Source organism: Streptococcus sp. CF8_St5-17 (assembly GCF_024295665.1).
Classification (GTDB): domain Bacteria; phylum Bacillota; class Bacilli; order Lactobacillales; family Streptococcaceae; genus Streptococcus.
Genome location: NZ_JANCOU010000004.1, coordinates 86,299 through 109,920, shown reverse-complemented (window position 1 = coordinate 109,920; position 23,622 = coordinate 86,299). Strand labels below are relative to the sequence as shown.

Genomic DNA, 23,622 nt, shown 5'->3' with positions numbered 1-23,622 from the left:
AGTAATGTTAAATTTAGAGGAAAATCATGAACGAAATTAAATGTCCAAATTGTGGCGAAGTTTTTACAGTTAATGAAAGTCAATATGCAGAACTGATTTCTCAAGTTCGCACTGTAGAGTTTGATAAGGAATTGCATGAACGAATCAAGCAAGAATTGACATTGGTAGAGCAAAAGGCCTTGAATGAACAACAGGCAAAACTCGCTCAAAAAGACCAAGAAATTGCCCAGCTACAAAGTCAAATCCAAAATTTCGAAACTGAAAAAGAATTGGCTAGGAAGGAAGTAGAGCAAAGTGCTAGCAAAAGTCTGTTAGAAAAAGAAAAAGAGGTCCAAGCTCTTGAGAATCAATTGGCTACCTTGCGCTTGGAGCATGAGAACCAACTACAAAAAACTCTTTCTGATCTTGAAAAAGAACGCGACCAGGTCAAAAATCAGCTCCTTTTACAAGAAAAAGAAAACGAGCTTTCTCTTGCTTCTGTTAAACAAAACTATGAAGCCCAACTTAAGGCAGCAAATGAGCAGGTTGAGTTTTACAAGAATTTTAAGGCACAACAATCTACAAAAGCTATTGGTGAAAGTCTAGAACAGTATGCGGAGAGCGAGTTTAACAAGGTTCGTAGTTTTGCCTTTCCAAATGCTTATTTTGAAAAGGACAACAAGATTTCAGCGCGTGGTTCTAAAGGAGACTTCATCTTCCGTGATTTTGATGAAAATGGGCTGGAATTCATTTCCATCATGTTTGAGATGAAAAATGAAGCGGATGGAACTGAGAAAAAGCACAAGAATGCAGATTTCTACAAAGAGTTGGACAAGGACCGCCGTGAGAAGAACTGTGAGTATGCAGTTTTGGTAAGTATGCTTGAGGCTGACAATGATTACTTCAATACTGGAATTGTCGATGTCAGTCATGAGTATGAGAAAATGTACGTCGTGCGTCCTCAGTTCTTTATCCAACTGATTGGGCTCTTGCGCAATGCTGCCCTTAATTCTCTAAAATACAAGCAGGAACTAGCACTTATACGTGAGCAAAATATCGATATCACTCATTTTGAGGAAGATTTGGAAGCTTTCAAGGTAGCCTTTGCTAAGAACTACAATTCAGCTTCTGTCAACTTCGGTAAGGCCATCGATGAAATTGACAAGGCTATTAAACGGATGGAAGAAGTTAAGAAATTCTTGACCACATCAGAAAATCAACTCCGTCTCGCCAACAACAAATTAGATGATGTTTCCGTCAAAAAATTGACAAGAAAAAATCCAACTATGAAAGCGAAGTTTGATGCGTTGAAAGGAGAATAATCTTTGTATTCAGCTAAGAACGCCACATTGTCTATAAATGGAAAGACTATGGACTATGTGACATTTGGAAAAGGAAAGGACCCTTTAGTAATTATACCAGGATTGGGCGATGGACTACAAACGGTTAAAGGTATGGCTATGCCTTTTTCAATCACATACCGTATACTTGCCGAACGTTACAAAATTTATGTTTTTTCTCGAATCAATGAGTTGAGGCAGGGTTATACTACACGGGATATGGCAGCAGATGTTGCTGAAGCAATGGAGATACTAAACCTAGATACCGCTTATGTTATGGGGATTTCACAAGGTGGAATGATTGCCCAATGGTTGGTGGCGGATTTCCCTGAAAAGGTTCAAAAGCTCATTTTAGCCGTGACCACTGCAAAACTAAGTAATCTAGGCAGGGAGAGAATTAGTTGCTGGCTGAACCTGAGTCAAACAGGAACTTATAAAGATCTGATGATAGATATTGCTCGTCACTCTTACACGACTAAATCCTTTGGAAGATTTAAATACCTTTATCGAATAATGGGAATCTTTGGTCGCATTAAAGATAAAAAACGTATTGATATTCAGGCTGTATCTTGTTTGAAGCATGATAGTCTAGCTTTTTTCGAAAAAATTAGCTGCCCTACGTTAATCATTGGAGCAGAAAAAGATGATGTTCTTGGCGTAGATGGTTCACTTGTATTGCATCAGCATATCAAAGATAGCCAGCTCACCATTTTGCCAGAGTGCGGGCATGCACTCTATGAACAGAATAAGGATTTCCAAAAGAGAGTTTTAGTATTTTTAGAAAGTTAATAAATGAACGGTATTATCAACTTAAAGAAAGAAGCAGGGATGACCTCGCATGATGCGGTTTTTAAACTGCGTAAGATTTTAGGGACTAAGAAGATTGGCCATGGTGGCACTTTGGATCCGGATGTAGTGGGCGTTTTACCCATTGCTGTGGGAAAGGCGACTCGCATGGTTGAGTTCATGCAGGACGAGGGTAAGGTCTATGAGGGAGAAATCACTCTAGGCTATTCAACGACGACCGAGGATGCTAGTGGGGAAGTAGTTGCAGAGACTCCTGTTTTAAATCCACTGGATGAAAAACTTGTCGATGAGGCGATTGCGAGTTTGACTGGTCCTATCACTCAAATCCCACCGATGTACTCTGCTGTCAAGGTCAATGGTCGCAAGCTCTATGAGTATGCGCGTGCTGGTCAAGAAGTAGAGCGTCCAGAGCGTCAGGTTACGATTTATAGGTTTGAAAGAACGAGTCCGATTTCTTATGATGGGCATCTTGCACGATTTTCTTTTCGTGTCAAATGCAGTAAGGGAACTTATATCCGTACCTTGTCTGTTGATCTTGGAGAAAAACTTGGTTATGCGGCCCATATGTCACACTTAACTCGAACTAGTGCAGCAGGTTTAAACTTGGAAGATGCTTTGACCTTGGAAGAAGTCGCTGAAAAAGTTCAAGCTGGAGATTTTGTTTTTCTCCATCCTCTAGAGATTGGGACAGGGGATTTAGTAAAGGTAAATTTGACTCCAGAGCAGGCAGAAGAAGTTCGTTTTGGTCGCTTTATTGAATTGGAACAAACTGAGAAGGAATTGGCTGGCTTTGAAGATGATAAATTACTAGCAATTTTAGAGAAACGAGAACATCTTTACAAACCGAGAAAGGTTTTCTATTAAGCATTTGGCCAACCGATGATTTTTATCTACTAGTCGAAAGATGGGATTTTCTCATCTTTTTAAAATATCGCAAATAAGTAGTTTTAAAATTTTATATCTTAAAAAACCATTGAAAATACAGTGTTATTTGACAGTTTGAATTACTTATGATAAGATTTAATTTAAGAAAAGCTAGAGAAAAATAGAGGATATTATGAGTATTGAAATGACTGTCAGTGAGATTGCTGAAGTCTTGGGGCTATCCCGACAAGCAATCAATAATCGTGTCAAAGAATTACCTGAAGAAGATATTACAAAAAACGACAAAGGTGTTACTGTTGTTACTCGTAGTGGATTGATCAAACTTGAAGAAATCTACAAAAAGACTATCTTTGAAGATGAACCAGTTAGTGATGAAGTTAAGCAACGAGAACTTATGGAGATTCTTGTTGATGAAAAGAACGCTGAAATCATCCGTCTTTATGAACAACTGAAAGCAAAAGACAAGCAACTGGCTGAAAAAGATGAACAGATGCGTGTTAAAGACCGCCAAATTGCTGAAAAAGATAAGCAATTGGACCAACAACAACAGTTAACCCTTCAAGCTATGAAGGACCAAGAAACTCTTCAGTTGGAGTTGGATCAAGCTAAGCAAGAAGTTCAAGCATCGAAGAAAGGCTTCTTTGCTCGCTTATTTGGCAAATAAGAAAAAACTGCTTGGTTTCTATGATTAGACCAGGTGGTTTCTTTTTACAAATCAATAAGGAATGATAAGATGGAAACAGTAAGAGATTATATCTCATTTGACTTAGAATTCAACAAACACCAAGATAAGACTCATTTGATTCAGGTATCGGCAGTGCACTTTAAAGATGGTGAAGAGGTAGAAGCGTTTGACTCTTATGTTCACTCAGATGTACCTTTAAAGAGTTTTATTAATGGTTTGACTGGTATTACTTCAGAGACTCTCAAGAATGCTCCAAAGGTAGAAGAAGTCCTCCAAAAATTTCAAGATTTTGTTGGTGATTTACCCCTTGTTGGTTATAATGCAGCAAAGAGTGATTTACCGATTTTACTAGAACATGGTTTGGACTATCGAGAACAATATTTAGTCGATCTCTATAATGAGGCACTTGAGCGACGTAGTTCTGATTTGCATGGAATTGCTAATCTAAAATTACAAACTGTGGCTAATTTTCTAGGTTTTAAAGGGCGATCTCATAATAGTTTAGAGGATGCTCGTATGACTGCTCGAGTGTATGAAGCTTTTCTTGAGTCAGATGAGAGTAGGCTGTTACTCAATTCTCAGAGTAGTCTCAATTCGAATCCATTTGATGCCTTAGATCTATCACAGTTTTTTGATTAGGAGGTTTTATGAAACCTGAAAAACCGAAAAAATTGGGTTTTAAAAAGATTTACCTAAATCTAGATAAAATCCTCTTTCTATTCTTTCTAATCTTTATGTTGGTTGACTATATCTGGTTGCCATTAAACTCAGTGATAGCTGGATTTTTACTAAGTCAGACTGGATATTTGTTTATTTCCTACAACAATATTTTTGAGATTATAAAAAACGCACCTATAGTCAGTCTTGGCTTCGTAATCTTAATAGCCATCAATCTGCTGGTAGCCTATTTTCAACTTAGTATTCTCTTTATTGGAGCTCGCCACCTCCTATATCACGAAAAAAGAACTCTTATAGAATACAGTCGAAAAGTATTTCGTGAAAGCCTTGCTTTTATGAAGGAATTGACTATTTCAAAAGCTTTGTTCATCTTTATATTTGTAGCAATGCTATTTCCGTTTATCAGAAAGATATTTAAGATTTATTATTTCAATAAAATCGTAATTCCAGAGTTTATTCAAACCTACATGGAAGATAAGTACTGGATGTGGTGGGTAGCCATTATTATCTTATCACTCTTATTCTTTTATGTTTCAGTTCGCTTGATATTCACTCTGCCCAAGGTCTTTTATGAAAAGATGACGGTTAAGGAAGCAATCATTTATAGTTTGGATAAAACTAAAGATCACTTTTGGTTTTACGCCTGGCATTTATTCTTAATTATTGTAAAAACCAATCTATTCTTCTATCTTCCTCTCATCCCAATATTATCTACTCAGTATATAGTGGATAGCCTTACTCAGAGAGAGTCTCTGGTTCTAGCTATTTTGAATTTTGTTCTTATCAAGAATTTCCACTATATGGCATTAACCTATTTCCTTGTAAAATTTACGTCCTTTTTAACAGGAGAAGAACTTGATATTATGCCAAGACGCGAGAAGGACCATATCATGAGGTGGGGTGTCATGGTGTGTGCATGTATCTTCTTTGCGATTGAAGGCTATAATTATCTAGAAGCTCCTGTAGTCAATCCACCACTTGTGATTTCACACCGTGGTGTATCAAATGGCAATGGTGTACAAAATACCATTCAATCCCTAGAAAAAACATCTCAATTAAAACCAGATTTAATCGAGATGGATATCCAGGAAACAAAGGATGGACAATTTGTCATGATGCATGATGCTAATCTTAGAGGATTAGCTGGTATCAATAAAACACCACAAGATTTGACCTTAGAAGAGTTAAAGCAGATTGACATTCATGAGAATGGTTATGATACAAAGATTTCAAGTTTCGATGATTATCTAACTCGCGCAAATGAACTGCATCAGAAACTACTCATTGAAATTAAGACCAGCCACAAAGATAGCCCGCAGATGATGGAACATTTTCTCGAAAAGTATGCTGCAAAAATTAAGGTTTATGGTCATCAAATGCAATCCTTGGATTACCATGTTGTTGAGAAAGTAACTCAGTATGATAAGAATATTCCAATCTATCTTATCCTTCCCTACAATTCTGTTTTTCCTAGAACGGTTGCGACAGGCTACACAATGGAGTACTCTACTTTGGATGAATATTTTGTCACGAAACTATGGAATACTGATCAAAAACTCTATGTATGGACAATCAATAGTTCCGAATCTTTTAATAAGTCTTTTCACCTAGGTGTTGACGGAATAATTACGGATGACTTGGAAAAAATAAAAGAAGAACTAGAAACTGCTCAGGAAGATCCTGAATATAGTGACTTATTGCTAAATAAAGCAACTGAATTATTTGCTTTTTAACATAAATTAAAATAGGCTGTGTACCAGCCTATTTTTGATAATCTAATTAAAATGGTAACTTACCAGCAAATGCTCCAAGTTTCTTCTTAGTAGTTTCATCAATTTGTTCGAGCGCAGCATTGAGAGCTTGAACAGTCATATCTGAAAGAGTTTCAATGTCTTCAGCATCCACAACTGCGGGATCAAAATCAATTTTTACAACTTTTTTATCACCTGTTAAGGTAGCAGTTACGAGGTTTTGAGCAGAAGTCCCAACAAATTCTGTGGCAGCCAATTCAGCTTGGCTTTGCTCCATTTGTTTTTGAAGTTTTTGAGCTTGACGCATCATGTTTTGCATATTCATCATGGCGGTAGTTAGCTTCCTTTTCTTTTATTTTCCATTTTATTTTAACAATTTTAATTGGAAAAGTCTAATTAAAATTTCAGGATTGCTATATATATATCAACCAATGGTTTAAGGTTTCTTTAAGCTTTCTATATTATTCTGAAGAACTCTATATTAACCGAGAGTTAATAATGCAAGGATTAGTTTTAAATGTTCAATGCATGAAATGCTCTCATCATCAGTTTCTAACTAGAGAGAACTAGTATTTATTTCAAGATAGTGCTAGATTATGATATAATACTAAAGAATGAGTTTTTAAAACAAACCAAAGGAGAATCAATATGATTTACGCTGGAATTTTAGCAGGTGGAACCGGCACGCGTATGGGTATCAGTAATTTACCTAAACAATTTCTTGAGTTGGGAGACCGCCCAATTCTAATCCATACAATTGAAAAATTTGTCCTAGAACCAAGTATTGAAAAAATTGTTGTTGGAGTTCATGGTGACTGGGTTACACATGCTGAAGATCTAGTTGAAAAATTCCTTCCACTTCACAAGGACCGCATCATCATTACAAAAGGTGGGGCTGATCGTAATTCTAGTATTGAAAAGATTATTGAAGCAATTGATGCTTACCGTCCACTAACAGAAGATGATATCGTAGTGACGCATGATTCGGTTCGTCCCTTTATCACACTTCGCATGATTCAAGACAATATCGCTCTTGCTCAAAAACATGATGCTGTTGACACTGTGGTTGAAGCGGTGGATACCATTGTTGAAAGTACAAATGGTCAGTTCATTACAGATATTCCAAATCGTGCTCATCTATACCAAGGACAAACTCCACAAACCTTCCGTTGTAAAGACTTTATTGACTTGTATGGTTCTTTATCAGCAGAAGAAAAAGAAATTTTAACAGATGCATGTAAGATCTTTGTCATTAAGGGTAAAGATGTAGCCTTGGCTAAGGGTGAATACTCAAATCTTAAAATCACAACAGTGACAGACTTGAAGATTGCTAAAAGCATGATTGAGAAAGACTAGAGACATGATTAATCAAATTTATCAACTGACAAAACCAAAGTTTATTAATATTAAATACCAGGAAGAAGAAATTGATCAAGAGAATCATATCCTCATCCGACCAAACTATATGGCTGTTTGTCATGCGGATCAGCGCTATTATCAAGGTAAACGAGATCCAAAAATTTTAGCCCAAAAACTACCTATGGCTATGATTCATGAATCTTGTGGTACAGTCATTTCTGACCCAACCGGTACCTACAAAGTTGGTCAGAAGGTTGTTATGATTCCAAATCAACCACCTATGCAAAGTGATGAGGAATTCTACGAAAATTACATGACTGGAACATATTTCCTTTCAAGTGGTTATGATGGGTTTATGCGAGAATTTGTATCTCTGCCTAAGGATCGTGTTGTATCTTACGAAGAAATCGAAGACACAGTTGCCGCCATTACAGAGTTTGTCAGTGTTGGCATGCATGCTATGAATCGTTTCATGACGATATCTCACAGCAGACGCCAACGAATTGCTGTCATTGGTGATGGAAGTTTAGCTTTTGTCATGGCTAATATTATTAACTATACTCTGCCTGAAGCTGAGATTATTGTTATCGGTCGTCACTGGGAAAAGTTAGAACTCTTCTCATTTGCAAAAGAGCTTTACATTACTGATAGTATTCCAGAAGATTTAAGTTTTGACCATGGTTTCGAATGCTGTGGTGGTGATGGATGCGGACCTGCTATTAATGACTTGATCCGTTACATCAAACCACAAGGGACCATTTTGATGATGGGTGTTAGTGAGTATAAGGTCAACATCAACACTCGGGATTCATTGGAAAAAGGCTTGTTACTAGTCGGATCTTCACGTTCAGGAAGAATTGACTTTGAAAATGCTATCCAAATGATGGAAATTAAAAAATTTGCCAATCGTTTGAAGAATATTATTTATCTAGAAGAACCAGTCAGAGAAATTAAAGATATTCACCGAGTTTTTGCAACTGACTTAAATACAGCATTTAAGACAGTCTTTAAGTGGGAAGTATAATGGAGGATTATTGTGAAGAAAATCGTTAAAGCAAAGATTGCTTCCTTATTGTCAGCTGACGAAGAAATTCAGAGCGTTGAACAATTGGGGGGGATGACCAATCAAAACTATTTGGTTAAGACAACCTCAAACCAGTACATCGTTAAGTTTTTCGGTAAAGGTACTGATAAATTAATCGATCGCCAGAATGAAAAGTACAATCTTGAGTTGTTGAAAGATTTAAAATTAGATGTAGAAAATTATCTTTTTGATATCGAAGCAGGTATCAAGGTTAATCAGTACATCGAAAATGCTGAGACACTTAATTTTAATACCATTAAAACTAAATTTGAAAAGATAGCTCCAATTTTACAAACGATTCATGCTTCTGGTAAAGAATTGAAAGGAGAGTTTGCTCCTTTTGAGGAAATTAAAAAATATGAATCATTGATTCAAGGGGAGATTTCTTATCCTAATTATGAAGCTGTCAGAAAGGCTGTATTTTCTCTGAAGGAAGAGCTTGAACAAATTGGAATTGATAAGAAATCATGTCATATTGATTTGGTTCCAGAAAACTTTATTGAAGGTCCAGACGGACATCTTTATCTAATTGATTGGGAATATTCTTCTATGAATGATCCTATGTGGGATTTGGCAGCCCTCTTCCTAGAATCTGAATTTACAAGTGCAGAAGAAGAAGACTTTTTAAGTCATTACGAGAGTGACAAGACTCCAGTTTCAAGGGAGAAAATTCGTATTTACAAAATCTTGCAAGATATCATTTGGAGTCTTTGGACTATTTACAAAGAAGAAAATGGTGCAGATTTCGGAGATTACGGAATCTCTCGTTACAATAGAGCAGTAAAAGAATTAGAGTCTGAAGGAGATTTAAATGAAAACTAAAAATGGAGTTTCTTTTGGGCTACTATCAGGTGTGTTCTGGGGATTAGGATTAACTATTAGTGCTTATATCTTTTCAATATTCACGGATTTATCGCCCTTTGTAGTAGCAGCAGCACACGATTTCCTAAGTATTTTTATCTTGTTAGGATATCTTCTAGTTAAGGAAGGCAGAGTTCGTTTTTCAATCTTCTTGAACATTCGAAATGTCAGTGTTATCATCGGAGCTTTACTAGCCGGTCCGATTGGTATGCAGGCCAATCTCTATGCGGTTAAGTATATTGGAAGTTCATTAGCTTCGTCAGTCTCAGCTATTTATCCGGCAGTCTCAGTCTTGCTTGCCTTCTTCTTTTTGAAGCACAAGATTTCCAAAAATACAATTTTTGGTATCTTTCTAATCATTGCTGGGATTATTGCTCAGACCTATAAAGCAGAGCAGGTTAATTCTTTCTACATAGGTATTCTATGTGCTTTGATTTGTGCTTTTGCTTGGGGAAGTGAAAGTGTTCTGAGCTCCTTTGCTATGGAAAGTGACCTCAGCGAAATTGAAGCTCTCTTGATTCGTCAAGTTACATCCTTCTTGTCTTATCTTGTTATTGTGCTTTTCTCGCATCACTCATTTGCAGAAGTGGCAAACGGCCAATTGTTTGGTCTATTAATTGTCTTTGCAGCATTTAATATGATTTCTTATCTTGCTTACTATATGGCTATCAATCGATTGCAACCAGCAAAAGCAACTGGTTTAAATGTCAGTTATGTAGTTTGGACTGTCCTGTTTGCAGCGATGTTCTTGGGGACACCTCTGACTGTCTTGACCATTATAACTTCATTTGTTGTAATGGCTGGTGTTTATATTATCATTAAAGAATAAAGGAGAAAACGCGTGAAAGCGATCATCTTAGCAGCGGGATTGGGAACTCGTTTACGTCCTATGACAGAAAATACTCCCAAAGCCTTGGTACAAGTCAATCAAAAACCTTTGGTTGAATATCAAATTGAATTTTTAAAAGAACGTGGTATTGATGATATTATCATCGTTGTAGGTTATTTGAAAGAACAGTTCGACTACCTCAAAGAGAAATACGGTGTTCGTTTGGTCTTCAATGATAAGTATGCTGATTACAACAACTTTTACTCTCTTTACTTGGTAAAAGAAGAGTTGGCTAATAGCTACGTTATCGATGCGGATAACTATCTTTTCAAGAATATGTTCCGTAATGACATCGAACGTTCAACTTATTTTAGTGTCTATCGTGAAGACTGTGATAATGAGTGGTTCCTAGTTTATGGGGATGACTTCAAAGTTCAAGATATCATTGTCGATAGTAAAAACGGACGCATCTTGAGTGGGGTATCGTTCTGGGATGCTCCAACAGCTGAGAAGATTGTAGGATTTATTAACCAAGCCTATGAGAGTGGCGAGTTTGTTGACCTTTACTGGGATAACATGGTTAAAGATAACATCAAAGAACTAGATGTTTATGTAGAGGAGTTAGAAGAAAATTCTATCTACGAAATTGACAGTGTCAAAGATTATCAAAAACTAGAAAAAATTCTTTCTTCGCAAAAATAAGCAACTTTTATGAACTGATACCTTACCTATTTTTACTTGACTTTTCATGTTTGATACAGTATACTAGTGAAAATTTAACCTTTAAGGGAAGTCCAGAGAGACTCACAAGGTGTCAGAGAAAAGAAGCTACAATGGAAACAAGTAAGCAGGTGTTTATTTGCCACTTTTGTGTAAATATCTTAACTGAAACCTTGCAATAGCAAGGTTTTTCTTTATCTGATCCCCTTAAAATTTAAGAAGGAAAAGTTATGAATCCAAATTGTAGAAAACGCATGGGTGCTATTCGCTTGGAAAATATGAAAGTGATTGATCAAGAGGAAATCGCACCAGCAATCTTTGAGCTAGTACTTGAAGGAGACATGGTTGAAGCTATGAAAGCTGGACAATTTCTTCATTTACGTGTACCTGATGATGCCCACCTCTTGCGTCGTCCAATTTCAATCTCATCCATAGATAAATCTAAGAAACAATGTCATCTGATTTATCGCATCGAAGGCTCTGGTACAGCTATCTTTTCAACCTTAAAATCTGGTGATAGCTTAGATGTTATGGGACCTCAAGGAAATGGCTTTGATTTGTCTGATTTAGACAAGCAGAATCGTGTTCTTCTAGTTGGTGGAGGAATCGGAGTACCACCCTTACTCGAAGTAGCTAAACAACTACATAAGAGTGGTGTGGAAATTACAACTGTTCTAGGATTTGCTACTAAAGATGCTGTCATTTTAGAAAGTGAATTATCCCAATACAGCAAAGTCTTTGTGACAACTGATGATGGTTCCTATGGTATCAAGGGAAATGTCTCAGTTATCATTAAGGAATTAGACACTGAATTTGACGCCATCTACTCTTGCGGTGCACCTGGTATGATGAAATATATCAATCAAACCTTTTACGACCACCCAAGAGCTTATCTATCTTTAGAATCGCGTATGGCCTGCGGCATGGGGGCTTGCTATGCTTGTGTCCTAAAAGTTCCAGATAGTGAAACAGTTAGTCAACGTGTCTGTGAAGATGGGCCTGTATTTAAAACAGGAACAGTTGTTTTATAAGGAGAATATCATGACTACAAATCGATTACAAGTTTCTCTGCCTGGCTTAGAGTTAAAGAATCCTGTCATTCCCGCATCAGGTTGTTTTGGTTTTGGTCAAGAGTATGCTAAATACTATGATTTAGACCTATTAGGTTCTATCATGATTAAAGCTACAACCCTTGAACCACGATTTGGTAATCCAACACCTCGAGTGGCAGAAACACCTGCTGGTATGCTCAATGCCATTGGTTTGCAGAATCCTGGTTTAGATGTCGTTCTCTCTGAGAAATTACCTTGGCTTGAAAGAGAATACCCAAATCTCCCTATTATCGCCAATGTTGCTGGATTTTCAAAACAAGAATACGCAGCCGTTTCTCATGGAATTTCAAAGGCAACTAATGTAAAAGCCATCGAGCTCAATATCTCATGTCCAAACGTTGATCATGGAAATCATGGACTTTTAATTGGACAGGACCCTGAGTTGGCTTATGATGTGGTAAAGGCAGCTGTTGAGGCTTCTGATGTACCCGTTTACGTTAAATTAACACCAAGTGTGACTGACATTGTAACTATTGCTAAGGCAGCAGAGGATGCTGGAGCTAGTGGACTCACCATGATTAATACCCTTGTTGGTATGCGTTTTGACCTCAAAACTAGAAAGCCAATCATTGCAAATGGGACAGGGGGTATGTCTGGACCAGCAGTCTTTCCAGTAGCTCTCAAATTGATCCGTCAAGTAGCCCAATCTACCAATCTACCAATCATTGGTATGGGAGGAGTTGATTCAGCTGAAGCTGCTATAGAAATGTACTTAGCTGGAGCGTCAGCTATTGGTGTTGGAACAGCAAACTTTACCAATCCATATGCCTGTCCAGATATTATCGAAAATCTGCCAAAAGTTATGGAAAAGTATCAAATCGAAAGTCTGGAACAACTTAGGAAAGAAGTGAAGAGTAGCTTATAGTCTTTTTAAATTCGTAATGTTTTGAATGCCTTCTTCTTTTTGGTATAATATGACTATGATTGTAACAATACCTATAAAAACTGAAAAAGACATTGCAACACCAGGACCGACTGTCCTAGTATTAGGATATTTTGATGGTATCCACCTAGGACATCAAAAATTATTTAGCATTGCTGGTGAAATTGCTGCAAAGAAAAGATTAAGCGTTGCTTTAATTACCTTTCATGAATCACCGAAGTTAACATTAAAACCCTATTCACCAGAAAATTTACTTCATATCCTGAATGCAGAAGAACGTGAACGAAAGTTTAAACGAGCTGGGGTCGAAAATCTTTATTTAATGGATTTTTCAAGTCGTATTGCCAATATGACCGCTCGAGAGTTTGTAGATACCTTTGTCAAAGAAGTCAAAGCAGATACCATTGTAGTAGGATTTGATTATAGTCTTGGTTCTGATAGAAAATCAGCTGAAGATTTAAAAGAAATCTTTGATGGAGAAGTAGTCGTAGTACCACCTGTAGAAGATGAAAAAGGAAAGATTAGCTCTACTCGCATTCGACAAGCTATTCTAGAAGGGAATGTGAAAGAAGCTGGTCAATTGCTTGGTGGCCCACTTCCAACAAGAGGAATTGTTGTACATGGCAATGCTCGTGGCCGTACAATTGGATATCCTACTGCAAATCTCGTGCTTTTGGACCGCACTTATATGCCAGCAGATGGTGTCTATACTGTTGATATTGAAATCAAACGAAAACTCTATAGAGGAATGGCCAGTGTCGGAAAGAACGTAACCTTCGATGGAGAGGAAGAGCGTTTTGAAGTGAATATCTTTGATTTTGATGAAGATATTTATGGAGAGACTGTGACCGTCTATTGGTTAGATCGTATCCGAGATATGGTAAAATTTGACAGTGTTGAACAACTGGTCAAACAACTTGAAGAAGATGAAAAAGCTGCAAGAAAATAAAAATGAAGCTCGAATGAAAGTTCGAGCTTTTTATTTTTGTAAAAATCTTATAAAAACTAGGATCAAAGATGAGATATGGATTTAAGTCTGATATAATTTTATTAAGGGACTAAAGGAGATTATAATGTTTAAAGAAAAAAGAAATAAAGGCTTTACTGCAGTTCTTTTGATTTCAATCGTATTTTTCTCACTCGCTACTATATCTGGATTCCTAGGTCAGATTCATAAGAAACCTACAGAGAGGTTTGCAGATACGACTGATACTGGAAAAGAAGTTACTATGTCAGTCTACGGTATCTATCCTGAACCTGTTGGTGAAGTTGACGGTGGAACAGTTGTTTATATTGTGCAATATAGTAACGAAGGTGAAGGAAAATTTGCTGTAGTTGAATCTAAAGTGAAAGATGAGTCAATCAATAAACTTCTTGAGAATGCAGATAGTCTTGCTGATAATCCTGGAACACTCACAGGTATTCAGTTAGAACCCCTCACTAATACCAATTTTATCAATACTTCGAAAAATACCAAGATTATAAATCTTGACGAGTTTATTAGTTCGCTACTTCCTGCTAAATCAGTTGTTGCACGAAATATGAATACAAGAATCTATCTCAGTCTCAGTGAATATTCTCGAGACAGCCTGAGCTATATTTTTGGTATTGTGATTTTCTCTGGTATGGGATTAATGACCTTAGTCGCAGCCTTTATCATACGAAAGAAAACAATTGATTCGTTCAAAGAGATTTATCGTTTGTATCCTGAATTAGAAGGAAATCTTGAACTACTTGAAACACAAGCTGATTTTTATGAACAGGACTTGAAAGTTATTCTATATCAAAATCATCTTATTACTTATTATAAGGGGACACAAGCCGTCGATCTCAGAGATGTTTGGAGGATCTATTTAGTACGTACAAGTTATAGCCGTTTTACAACAGTTTATCAGTTTGTATATACTCGAAAGGATAGTTCTAAGAAGTATAGCCTAACTATTCGAAATACTAATAGAGTAGAAGAGCAATTAGAAGAATTCTGGCAACTCCTTCCGAAAAAGTTTCCAGAAATAAATATTGGTAATTTATAAGAAAGCATCTTTTATAGATGCTTTTTCTTTTGGTAAAATTTTGGAAAAAAAGTGAATTTATAACTTGACATCTTAAATTTTAAGGAGTAGAATGTTTACTAGTTAATTAAATGGTTAAACACTAGTTAAGGAGTTGTGATGAAAAAAAGAAGTGTCCTATGGCTTATGCTTGCCTTCTTTGCTCTCGTTTTAGGAGCTTGTGGACAAAATGCTGGTCAAGACAATAGTAATGAAACAAAGGGGATGAAGATTGTGACAAGTTTTTATCCTGTCTATGCCATGGTCAAAGAGGTTTCGGGTGACCTAAATGATGTTCGGATGATTCAATCTAGTTCTGGTATTCATTCCTATGAACCATCCGCAAATGATATTGCAGCTATTTATGATGCGGATATTTTCATCTATCATTCACACACCTTAGAATCATGGGCAGGAAGTTTAGACCCAAGTCTGCAAAAATCTAAGGTAAAAGTCATAGAAGCGTCTGATGGTATGACCTTGGAGCGCGTGCCTGGCTTGGAAGATATGGAAGCCGGAAATGGTGTTGATGAGAAGACCTTGTACGACCCTCACACTTGGCTTGATCCCGAAAAAGTTGCAGAAGAAGCACAAATTATTGCTGACAAGTTATCCGAACAGGACAGTGCTAACAAGGAAACTTATCAGAAAAATGCGCAAAACTTCAGTGCAAAAGCTCATGACTTAACCAAGAAATACCAGCCAATCTTTGAAAATGCTGATCAAAAGACTTTTGTGACGCAACACACAGCTTTTTCTTATTTAGCAAAACGATTTGGTCTAAATCAACTTGGTATTGCAGGAATATCTCCTGATCAAGAACCAAGCCCAAGACAATTGACTGAAATCCAAGAATTTGTAAAAACTTATAAGGTCAAAACCATCTTTACAGAGAGTAACGCTTCATCAAAGGTGGCTAATACACTTGTCAAATCAACAGGTGTGACTCTTAAAACTCTAAATCCTTTAGAGGCAGATCCACAAAATGACAAGTCTTATTTGGAAAATCTAGAAGAAAATTTGTCAGTTTTAGCACAAGAATTGAAATGAGGAGTTTATGAAAGTTAATAAAAAATATTTAGCAGGTTCTGCAGTTGTCTTTGCCTTAAGTGTCTGCGCTTACGCTTTAAATCAACATCAAGCACCTGAGAAAAAAGAAAGCAATCGTGTATCATATGTTGATGGAAAAGAATCTGAAGCTAAGAAAAATGAATCTCTGACACCGGACCAAGTTAGCAAGAAGGAAGGAATAGAAGCTGAGCAGATTGTTACTAAGATTACAGACCAAGGATATGTGACTTCACACGGCGACCATTTTCATTTTTACAATGGTAAGGTACCATATGATGCCATCTTTAGCGAAGAGTTAGTCATGAAAGATCCAAACTATCAGTTGAAAGATGAAGATATTATCAATGAGATTAAGGGTGGCTACATTATCAAGGTGGATGGGAAGTACTATGTCTACTTGAAAGATGCTAGTCATGCAGATAATATTCGTAGCAAAGAGCAAATTGAGCGCCAAAAACAAGAACATACTTCAGATCAAAGTAGTGTAAGCACAGAAGTTCTTGCTGCTAGAGCACAAGGTCGATACACAACCGACGATGGGTATGTCTTTAATCCTGCGGATATCATAGAGGATACAGGTGATGCATTTATCGTTCCTCACGGAGGTCATTATCATTACATTCCTAAGAGTGATCTGTCAGCGGGTGAATTAGCTGCCGCAAAGGCTTATTTATCTGGCAATAGTTCAGCTCTCAGTCAACCCTTGTCACTGACACCGAATAATGGTGTTTCTGCAGCAGATGATGGTTATGTCTTTAACCCTAATGATATTGTCAGAGATACTGGCGATGCTTATATCGTACGACATGGGGACCACTATCACTATATCCCTAAATCATCTCTTAACAATCATCAAGCACAATCTAACACTCCAAACTTAGAAAGTCCTTCTAATTCTACACCAAATAATCCGTTACCACATGTTCACCATGAAGAAGAGGAACACGATCATGGTTTTGATGCAAATAGAATTATAAGTGAAGATTCAGAAGGTTTTGTCATGAGTCATGGTGATCACAATCATTACTTCTTTAAGAAAGATTTGACACCTGAGCAAATCAAGGCAGCACAAGATCATTTGAAAGCTAAGTCACCAGTGACACCAAGTCCAAGTCATGAGGACCATGATGAAGATGAGCATGACCACCATCATGGTGAAGACCATGATCACGGCTTTGCAGTTGATCGAGTGATCAGTGAAGATGATAAAGGATTTGTAGTTTCACATGGAGATCATGCACATTATTTCTTTAAAAAAGATTTGTCAGCAGAGCAGATAAAGGCAGCTCAAGAACATTTACATGGGCATAGCCAAACAGAAGTTCCAAAAGATAATCATAACACTCCTAAAGAGAATGAAGTGAAACACGAGCATCATGAAGATGAACATGATCATGGCTTTGCAGCTGAGCGAGTGATTAGTGAGGATGAGCAAGGTTTTGTGGTTTCACATGGAGACCATGCCCACTATTTCTTTAAGAAAGATTTGTCGAAAGAGCAGATTAAGGCGGCGCAGGAACATTTACATGGACACCATCAGGCAGAGCCTGTAAAACCTCTTGCCAAGACTGTTGAAAGTTTCTCTCGAGATGCCAGCGATGAAGAAAAGATGGCTTATATCTCTAAAACCTATGGTGTTCCGCTTGAAGCGATCCGAATTTCAAATGGATTCTTTGTATTCGGAAATCCAGACCAGGCTTATGACCCAACTCACATTCACCCTTACGCCGTTCGTAAGGAACACGTTCGTATTCCGCTTCAAACAGGTGATGCAGAGCTTGATTTCCTAAACGAACTCTATACAACTGCTCTACGTGATGGAGTCTCTCCTTATAGCTTGCAGGTTGAAAATGGTAGCTTTGTTATCCCTCATGGCGACCACAACCACTATATTAAAGTTCAAACCAAGGGCTATGAAGTGGCTCTAAAAAACAAAATACCTGCCTTGCAATCTAACTACCAACCAGGTGCATTTGATGAAACGACTGTTCAAAACAAGGTTGAACAACTTCTAGCAGAAAGTCGTGAAGTTTACAAGGATAAACCTATTTTACAAAGACAAATTGAGCTTGCCTTAGGTCAATTCTCTGAAAATATGAAGAAGCTTTCAACCAATTCTACAGCTGGCTATCTGGCTGCTTTAGATCTCTTTGACAAACAGTATATTCACATTGACTCAAGTGTCAAACCAACAGAAATCAGTCCTTTAGACAAGAAATATCAAGCTTTAGTAGATAAGATTAATACCTTAGACACAGATGCTTACGGACTTCCTAAGAAGGATTTATTGACTCAGCTTCAAGAAAATAAACTAGCCCAAGATGAAGCAGGTTTAGATTCAGTTGAAGCTAAGCTACAAGCTTTGCAAGATTTTAATGACCGTACTGGAGTTACAACAGTCGAGTACATTAAGTATTTCTATCAACATTTATCTGATAATCACTTAAATGACACTCTTAGAAATAAAATTGCTAACTTAACTTGGACACTTTATCAATCACAATCCTTCCTTAAGGCGACTGACTTGAACAAACTATTCCCAGAAATCTATCAAACAAAACTGGAAGTTGAAGAAGCTCTGAAGAATGAACCTGTTACAAGTAAGCCTTCTGAAACGATTTTAGATACAGAAAAAGTGGATGGCCATAGTGCTAAAACAGCAGTCTATGAGTTCTTGAAAGGTTTGTATGATGATATTAAGCCTGAGGAACAAAGCAATCATGTTCGAAAAGCTCAAGTAGAAGGACTCTTAACGAAAGCTGAAGAATTAGTTGCTCAAGTCAAAGAAGAAGGCGTAAAAGCTTCACTCGCTGACGAGGTGAAAAACCTGAAAGCTGCTCTAGATAAAGACGATGCAGACCTTGATGAACTAAACACACAAGTCCAAGATCTTATAAAACGTATTTCACAAACCATTCAGACTGAACGTGAGAATGCTAATCAAGACCCAGAGGTTTTGCTTCTCTATCAAAAATTATATAATGGAGTCCTTGCCCTACATACTTATTTGGAAATGAATAATGGTTCTGATGCGGACTTTGAAAAAGTGGATGCTTTGTTTGATAAATTATCAGCTGCAAGTAAAGACAAGCAAGCTCTTCTAGCTCTTGCGCAAGAAATTGTCTCATTAAATCAGGAATTTCAATCTAAAGTCAAGCCAGTTGAAGTTAACACCGAAACAGCCAATAAAGAAACAAACGATAAACAAGCTGAGTCAACCTTAACTCCTGCAACTACATCTTCAGAAACAAGAGAAAAAGTAGCAGAATAACAAAAAGTTCAGTCAACTACCGTGTCAAAAGTAGATGCTGATAAAAAAAGAGGTCGGGAATTTTTTCCCGATCTCTTTAGTCTTTATAAGCTACAATGCCAATGATTGTATCAACTGCACGCTCCATAGTTTGAAGGCTGACATATTCAAAACGTCCATGCATATTTTCACCACCAGCGAAGATATTTGGAGTTGGAATTCCCATAAAAGAAATTTTAGAACCGTCTGTTCCTCCACGGATAGGCTCGATAATAGGAGTAATATCAAGATTTTCCATCACTGCTTTAGCAATAGTGATTGGAGTCATATCCTTTTCGATAACTTCTTTCATGTTGTAGTATTGGTCTGTCAAAGTCAAGGTTACACGATCACTACCAAGTTCTTGGTTCATCTTATCAGCAATAGCTTGCATGGCAACCTTACGCGCTTCAAAGGTTTCTTTTTCAAAATCGCGAATGATGTAGCTAGCACGCGCTTCCTCGACAGTTCCGGTTACATCCATGAGATGGTAGAAACCTTGGTAACCCTCAGTCAACTCAGGTCGGTCACCAGCTGGGAGTTGATTGTGGAAGTCGATGGCTAACTGGAGAGCGTTGACCATTTGTCCTTTAGCTGTTCCTGGGTGAACATTACGGCCTTGGAAGTGAAGTTCAGCTCCTGCAGCAGAGAAGGTTTCATACTGCAATTCACCTAGAGGTCCACCGTCAACTGTATAAGCAAAGTCAACATTGAAGTCTTCTGCATCAAATTTATTAGCACCAACACCGATTTCTTCATCAGGACCAAAGCCAACACGGATTTCACAGTGTTTAATCTCAGGATGAGCAGTCAAGTATTCGATAGCGGTCATGATTTCAGCGATACCAGATTTGTCATCAGCCCCGAGCAAAGTAGTTCCATCAGTAGTAATCAAGGTTTGTCCTGGATATTTCTCTAAGCTCTTAAAATCTGCTGGATCAAGCTTGAAACCAGAATTGCCAAGCTCGATAACACCACCGTCGTAGTTTTCAATAACTTGTGGATTGACACCTTCAGCATTAAAATCAGCTGTATCCATGTGAGAGATAAAACCGATCTTACGAGTCAAACTTGGGTCGTTGGCTGGTAAGGTTCCGATAGCAAAACCGTTTGGTAGGTAGTAAACATTTTGCAAACCAACACGTTTCATCTCAGGGATGAGGACATTAGTTGCGAAGTCTACTTGACTTTGGGTACTTGGTGTAGTGGTTGAATGTTCGTCAGAACGAGTATTGACTTTGACATAAGTCAAAAAACGCTCCAACAATGTTGGATATTTCATCGTAACTCCTTTTTTCCTTCTTTTAAAACCATTGTATCATAGAAAGAAGAGAAAAACAAAAGTCAGAAGGGAGGTAACATTCTTATGTTAGCGTTTACTTATGGCTGTTTTAGTGATACAATAAAAAAGATAAAAATATCACAAGGATGCAGAGATGAAAAAAGCGATTTTAATGATGACATTTGGTTCCCCAGAAGAGATTACCTTTGAAGGAGTAGCCGACTTTTTTACTAACATTCGTCGTGGAGTTCGACCTCAAGATCACGAGATTCAAACACTTTATGATAATTATGTTCGAATTGGAGGAACTCCACTACAAAAAATTACCCGTGAAGAAGTTGCCTTAGTAGAAGCTAGATTGGGAAATGAATATAGTGTCTATTTTGCCAATAAATTTTCAACTCCCTTTATTCCAGACGTGATTCGGCAAATGGAAGCAGATGGAATTGAAAAGTGTATTTGCTTGATTTTGGAGCCACACTATTCCTTTTACTCTGTCATGGGTTATGAAAAGTTTTTGGAAAGCAAACAAATTCAGTTTTTAGTTATTAAGGACTGGTATCAAGAAGAAGCCCTATTAAACTATTGGACAGATGAAATTGCTAAGATTTTAAAAGAAAAGGTGAAAAAGGATAGCTTTAAAGTCATCTTCTCTGCCCACAGTGTGCCCATTTTTGCCTTGGATTTTGGTGATCCCTATATCGACCAGATTTTCGAAAATAGCAAGTTAATTGCTGAGAAATTAGACTTAAATCCAGACCAATATACCAACACTTGGCAGAGTGAAAGTGATATTGGTATTCCTTGGATTAAACCAGATGTTCTGGAATATCTTAGAGAACAGGAAGAACATCCAGAGCATTATATTTTTGTACCTATTAGTTTTATTAGTGAGCACATTGAAGTTTTGTTTGATAATGATGTGGAATGTTATGATTTATGTCAGGAATTGGGTGTGAACTACCATCGTCCACCAATGCCAAATACAGATTCTCGTTTGATTGATGCCTTGGGCAATATTATTCGAGCTAATGAACATAAAGAATTTAGAGAATTCCTCCCAGAAGAAGAAACTTTTGATGAATTAGTCCCTTCGGAGGAAACTAAGGATATTTTAGATGAATCACAAGACTTACAAATGCCAGAATTTGTTAAAAAATTAATTGAGAAAAAAGGTCGTGAAAATGTCAAGATGCCTTATTTAATCAAAAAAATGCTTGAAAAAGCTGGCAAATTACCTAAAGACTAAGTGAAAATAGAAAAGAACTGGTAAATTTTGTTTCAAATATCTGCTAAGGCATGATATAACTTAGAACGTGAAAGAAAAGGCGGTGGGACAGAAATCGATAGACAAAGTCTTGATTTCGTAGTCCCAGCCCCGCGAGGATGATTAGGAACTTTTTGGAGTCTAAAAGACGAACAAAAAGTTCAATAAGCTACCGCGTCAAATTATGATTGATAATAAAAAGTGAGGTCGGGAACTTTTTGTCCCAACCTCTTTTTAGGTGACTAACATTTTCTAAACTAGTTTTTTCTTATTTTCCTAAACAGAATTGGCTGAACAATTGAGTAATGAGTTCATCTGGCGCTGCATCACCGGTGATTTCCCCAAGAATTTCCCAAGTACGTGTCAAATCAACTTGAAGTAAATCAACTGGCATGCCCAGTTCAAGACCTTTGTTAACTGCTTGCAGACTTTCAACTGCCTTTTCAATTAATGAAATATGACGGGCATTGGATAGGTAGGTTGCATCCTGTTCGACCAAGCCAGCATTTTCAAAGAAGAGGTTATTGATGCGCTCTTCAATCTTATCGATGTTTTGATTTTTAAGGACTGAAATACGGATGACATCTTCAGGAAGTTCCTGAGTTTCAATAGCCTCAGGTAGGTCAGTTTTGTTCAGTAGGATGATACGGTTGGTATCTTGGCTGATTTCAAGAAGTTGTCGGTCCTGAGCAGTAAGAGGTTCACTAGCGTTCAGTACTAGTAGTACCAAGTCAGCTTCCTTGAGGGCTTTCTTGGAGCGTTCAACACCGATTTGCTCGACAATATCATCCGTTTCACGAATACCTGCAGTATCAATCAATTTCAGTGGAACACCGTTGATATTGACGTATTCTTCAATGACGTCTCGAGTTGTCCCTGCAATATCAGTTACAATGGCCTTATCTTCGCGCAAGAGGTTATTGAGTAGGCTAGACTTCCCAACGTTGGGGCGACCAATGATGGCAGTTGAAATCCCTTCACGGAGGATTTTACCTCGGCGTGCTGTTTTTAGAAGATTGGTCAATAATCGTTCAAATTCTAAAGTCTTTTCACGGACAACAGCAGTAGTAGCTTCTTCCACATCGTCATACTCAGGGTAGTCGATATTGACTTCGACTTGTGCCAGAGTATTGAGAATCTCTTGGCGCGTATTGTTAATAAGATCAGATAGTGAACCATCTAGTTGTTTGACCGCAATATTCATGGCCTTGTCTGTCTTGGCACGGATGATATCCATAACAGCTTCAGCTTGAGTCAAGTCGACACGACCGTTCAAGAAGGCACGCTTGGTAAATTCACCAGGCTCTGCCATTCGAGCACCTTCACGGATAGCTAGCTGGAGAATTTCATTAGTTACGGCGATTCCACCGTGGGTATTAATTTCAATAATGTCCTCACGAGTGAAGGTCTTTGGAGACTTCATAGCTCCCACCATAACCTCATCCATGACCTTACCTGTCTGTGGGTCAACGATGTGGCCGTAGTTAAGTGTATGGCTGTCAACCTTACTCAAGTCCTTGCCTTTAAAAATTTTCTGCGCAATGGCAAAACTATCCGTTCCGCTTAAACGAACAATCCCAATAGCCCCTTCACCAAGCGGTGTCGAGATTGCTGCGATGGTATCAAATTCACGTGTAATCATTTCATTTCCTTTTTACAATTTATATACAAATATCATTTAAAATTGTA

Annotated in this window: 20 protein-coding genes and 1 pseudogene; 18 read left to right on the top strand and 3 right to left on the bottom strand. The window is 37.6% G+C overall.

Annotation, left to right across the window (positions count from 1 at the left end):
* Window positions 1–26 precede the first annotated feature (26 nt).
* The 6 genes from NMM19_RS05010 (at window position 27) to NMM19_RS04985 (ending at window position 6,107) form a co-directional block, all read left to right on the top strand.
* On the top strand, window positions 27–1,301 hold the full coding sequence (locus NMM19_RS05010) for a DUF2130 domain-containing protein (RefSeq protein WP_254730223.1): 1,275 nt from the start codon (window positions 27–29) through the stop codon (window positions 1,299–1,301).
* 48 nt (window positions 1,302–1,349) lie between these two features.
* Entirely contained in the window at window positions 1,350–2,108 is a 759-nt protein-coding gene (locus tag NMM19_RS05005; RefSeq protein ID WP_178895085.1) for an alpha/beta fold hydrolase, read from the top strand.
* 3 nt (window positions 2,109–2,111) lie between these two features.
* Window positions 2,112–2,990 carry a tRNA pseudouridine(55) synthase TruB gene (truB, locus tag NMM19_RS05000; protein WP_178895084.1) on the top strand — a complete coding sequence of 293 codons (879 nt, stop codon included), beginning with the start codon at window positions 2,112–2,114 and terminating at the stop codon, window positions 2,988–2,990.
* Between the two features lie 193 nt (window positions 2,991–3,183).
* The gene (locus tag NMM19_RS04995) at window positions 3,184–3,675 is read left to right on the top strand and encodes a DUF536 domain-containing protein (protein WP_004252719.1); all 492 of its coding nucleotides are present in this window, start codon (window positions 3,184–3,186) and stop codon (window positions 3,673–3,675) included.
* A 69-nt stretch (window positions 3,676–3,744) separates the two neighbouring features.
* Window positions 3,745–4,335, top strand: a complete 591-nt coding sequence (locus NMM19_RS04990; protein ID WP_178895083.1) for a 3'-5' exonuclease — start codon at window positions 3,745–3,747, stop codon at window positions 4,333–4,335.
* 8 nt (window positions 4,336–4,343) lie between these two features.
* On the top strand, window positions 4,344–6,107 hold the full coding sequence (locus tag NMM19_RS04985; RefSeq protein ID WP_178895082.1) for a glycerophosphoryl diester phosphodiesterase membrane domain-containing protein: 1,764 nt from the start codon (window positions 4,344–4,346) through the stop codon (window positions 6,105–6,107).
* A 46-nt stretch (window positions 6,108–6,153) separates the two neighbouring features.
* Here the strand turns inward: NMM19_RS04985 and NMM19_RS04980 are convergent, their stop codons facing one another.
* A complete protein-coding gene (locus tag NMM19_RS04980) occupies window positions 6,154–6,453 on the bottom strand; it encodes a YbaB/EbfC family nucleoid-associated protein (protein WP_142557396.1) in 300 nt (99 codons plus the stop codon).
* A gap of 320 nt (window positions 6,454–6,773) precedes the next feature.
* Here NMM19_RS04980 and NMM19_RS04975 point away from each other — a divergent pair, with 320 nt between their 5' ends.
* From NMM19_RS04975 to NMM19_RS04925, 11 genes and pseudogenes are all read left to right on the top strand, one after another.
* The gene (locus NMM19_RS04975; protein ID WP_036752755.1) at window positions 6,774–7,481 is read left to right on the top strand and encodes a 2-C-methyl-D-erythritol 4-phosphate cytidylyltransferase; all 708 of its coding nucleotides are present in this window, start codon (window positions 6,774–6,776) and stop codon (window positions 7,479–7,481) included.
* A 4-nt stretch (window positions 7,482–7,485) separates the two neighbouring features.
* Window positions 7,486–8,508, top strand: coding sequence for a ribitol-5-phosphate dehydrogenase (locus NMM19_RS04970; RefSeq protein ID WP_178895081.1), 1,023 nt, complete (start codon window positions 7,486–7,488; stop codon window positions 8,506–8,508).
* Window positions 8,509–8,520: 12 nt separating this feature from the next.
* The gene (locus NMM19_RS04965) at window positions 8,521–9,390 is read left to right on the top strand and encodes a phosphotransferase family protein (RefSeq protein ID WP_178895080.1); all 870 of its coding nucleotides are present in this window, start codon (window positions 8,521–8,523) and stop codon (window positions 9,388–9,390) included.
* On the top strand, window positions 9,380–10,258 hold the full coding sequence (locus tag NMM19_RS04960) for a DMT family transporter (protein ID WP_036752746.1): 879 nt from the start codon (window positions 9,380–9,382) through the stop codon (window positions 10,256–10,258). The genes NMM19_RS04965 and NMM19_RS04960 overlap by 11 nt, the downstream gene beginning before the upstream one ends.
* Window positions 10,259–10,270: 12 nt before the next feature.
* A complete protein-coding gene (locus tag NMM19_RS04955) occupies window positions 10,271–10,960 on the top strand; it encodes a sugar phosphate nucleotidyltransferase (protein WP_006152268.1) in 690 nt (229 codons plus the stop codon).
* 248 nt (window positions 10,961–11,208) lie between these two features.
* Entirely contained in the window at window positions 11,209–12,009 is an 801-nt protein-coding gene (locus NMM19_RS04950) for a dihydroorotate dehydrogenase electron transfer subunit (RefSeq protein WP_178895079.1), read from the top strand.
* Complete coding sequence (locus tag NMM19_RS04945; protein ID WP_178895654.1) at window positions 11,972–12,955, top strand: dihydroorotate dehydrogenase; 984 nt, start codon at window positions 11,972–11,974, stop codon at window positions 12,953–12,955. Before NMM19_RS04950 ends, NMM19_RS04945 begins: the two co-directional genes overlap by 38 nt.
* Window positions 12,956–13,010: 55 nt before the next feature.
* Entirely contained in the window at window positions 13,011–13,922 is a 912-nt protein-coding gene (locus tag NMM19_RS04940) for a bifunctional riboflavin kinase/FAD synthetase (RefSeq protein WP_178895078.1), read from the top strand.
* A gap of 124 nt (window positions 13,923–14,046) precedes the next feature.
* Complete coding sequence (locus NMM19_RS04935) at window positions 14,047–15,006, top strand: hypothetical protein (protein ID WP_178895077.1); 960 nt, start codon at window positions 14,047–14,049, stop codon at window positions 15,004–15,006.
* 138 nt (window positions 15,007–15,144) lie between these two features.
* Window positions 15,145–16,074 carry a metal ABC transporter solute-binding protein, Zn/Mn family gene (locus tag NMM19_RS04930; RefSeq protein ID WP_178895076.1) on the top strand — a complete coding sequence of 310 codons (930 nt, stop codon included), beginning with the start codon at window positions 15,145–15,147 and terminating at the stop codon, window positions 16,072–16,074.
* Between the two features lie 7 nt (window positions 16,075–16,081).
* Window positions 16,082–19,246 (top strand): annotated as a pseudogene (locus NMM19_RS04925) (pneumococcal-type histidine triad protein); the annotation flags it as partial.
* Window positions 19,247–19,442: 196 nt separating this feature from the next.
* On the opposite strand, the gene pepT reads toward NMM19_RS04925, so the two are convergent.
* Window positions 19,443–20,666 (bottom strand): peptidase T, encoded by a 1,224-nt coding sequence (gene pepT / locus NMM19_RS04920; RefSeq protein WP_178895074.1) that lies wholly within the window; start codon window positions 20,664–20,666, stop codon window positions 19,443–19,445.
* A 154-nt stretch (window positions 20,667–20,820) separates the two neighbouring features.
* Between pepT and hemH the strand changes: the two genes are divergently transcribed.
* On the top strand, window positions 20,821–21,915 hold the full coding sequence (gene hemH / locus NMM19_RS04915; RefSeq protein WP_178895073.1) for a ferrochelatase: 1,095 nt from the start codon (window positions 20,821–20,823) through the stop codon (window positions 21,913–21,915).
* Between the two features lie 286 nt (window positions 21,916–22,201).
* Here hemH and mnmE read toward each other — a convergent pair whose 3' ends face one another.
* Complete coding sequence (gene mnmE, locus NMM19_RS04910; RefSeq protein WP_178895072.1) at window positions 22,202–23,575, bottom strand: tRNA uridine-5-carboxymethylaminomethyl(34) synthesis GTPase MnmE; 1,374 nt, start codon at window positions 23,573–23,575, stop codon at window positions 22,202–22,204.
* Window positions 23,576–23,622: the final 47 nt, after the last annotated feature.

Excerpts from the sequence above, each read along its gene's own strand:
- NMM19_RS05010 (WP_254730223.1), top strand. The coding sequence starts at position 27 with ATGAACGAAATTAAATGTCCAAATTGTGGCGAAGTTTTTACAGTTAAT.
- NMM19_RS05005 (WP_178895085.1), top strand. The coding sequence starts at position 1,350 with ATGGACTATGTGACATTTGGAAAAGGAAAGGACCCTTTAGTAATTATA.
- truB (WP_178895084.1), top strand. The coding sequence starts at position 2,112 with ATGAACGGTATTATCAACTTAAAGAAAGAAGCAGGGATGACCTCGCAT.
- NMM19_RS04995 (WP_004252719.1), top strand. The coding sequence starts at position 3,184 with ATGAGTATTGAAATGACTGTCAGTGAGATTGCTGAAGTCTTGGGGCTA.
- NMM19_RS04990 (WP_178895083.1), top strand. The coding sequence starts at position 3,745 with ATGGAAACAGTAAGAGATTATATCTCATTTGACTTAGAATTCAACAAA.
- NMM19_RS04985 (WP_178895082.1), top strand. The coding sequence starts at position 4,344 with ATGAAACCTGAAAAACCGAAAAAATTGGGTTTTAAAAAGATTTACCTA.
- NMM19_RS04980 (WP_142557396.1), bottom strand. The coding sequence starts at position 6,453 with ATGATGAATATGCAAAACATGATGCGTCAAGCTCAAAAACTTCAAAAA.
- NMM19_RS04975 (WP_036752755.1), top strand. The coding sequence starts at position 6,774 with ATGATTTACGCTGGAATTTTAGCAGGTGGAACCGGCACGCGTATGGGT.
- NMM19_RS04970 (WP_178895081.1), top strand. The coding sequence starts at position 7,486 with ATGATTAATCAAATTTATCAACTGACAAAACCAAAGTTTATTAATATT.
- NMM19_RS04960 (WP_036752746.1), top strand. The coding sequence starts at position 9,380 with ATGAAAACTAAAAATGGAGTTTCTTTTGGGCTACTATCAGGTGTGTTC.
- NMM19_RS04950 (WP_178895079.1), top strand. The coding sequence starts at position 11,209 with ATGAATCCAAATTGTAGAAAACGCATGGGTGCTATTCGCTTGGAAAAT.
- NMM19_RS04945 (WP_178895654.1), top strand. The coding sequence starts at position 11,972 with ATGGGCCTGTATTTAAAACAGGAACAGTTGTTTTATAAGGAGAATATC.
- NMM19_RS04940 (WP_178895078.1), top strand. The coding sequence starts at position 13,011 with ATGATTGTAACAATACCTATAAAAACTGAAAAAGACATTGCAACACCA.
- NMM19_RS04935 (WP_178895077.1), top strand. The coding sequence starts at position 14,047 with ATGTTTAAAGAAAAAAGAAATAAAGGCTTTACTGCAGTTCTTTTGATT.
- NMM19_RS04930 (WP_178895076.1), top strand. The coding sequence starts at position 15,145 with ATGAAAAAAAGAAGTGTCCTATGGCTTATGCTTGCCTTCTTTGCTCTC.
- pepT (WP_178895074.1), bottom strand. The coding sequence starts at position 20,666 with ATGAAATATCCAACATTGTTGGAGCGTTTTTTGACTTATGTCAAAGTC.
- hemH (WP_178895073.1), top strand. The coding sequence starts at position 20,821 with ATGAAAAAAGCGATTTTAATGATGACATTTGGTTCCCCAGAAGAGATT.
- mnmE (WP_178895072.1), bottom strand. The coding sequence starts at position 23,575 with ATGATTACACGTGAATTTGATACCATCGCAGCAATCTCGACACCGCTT.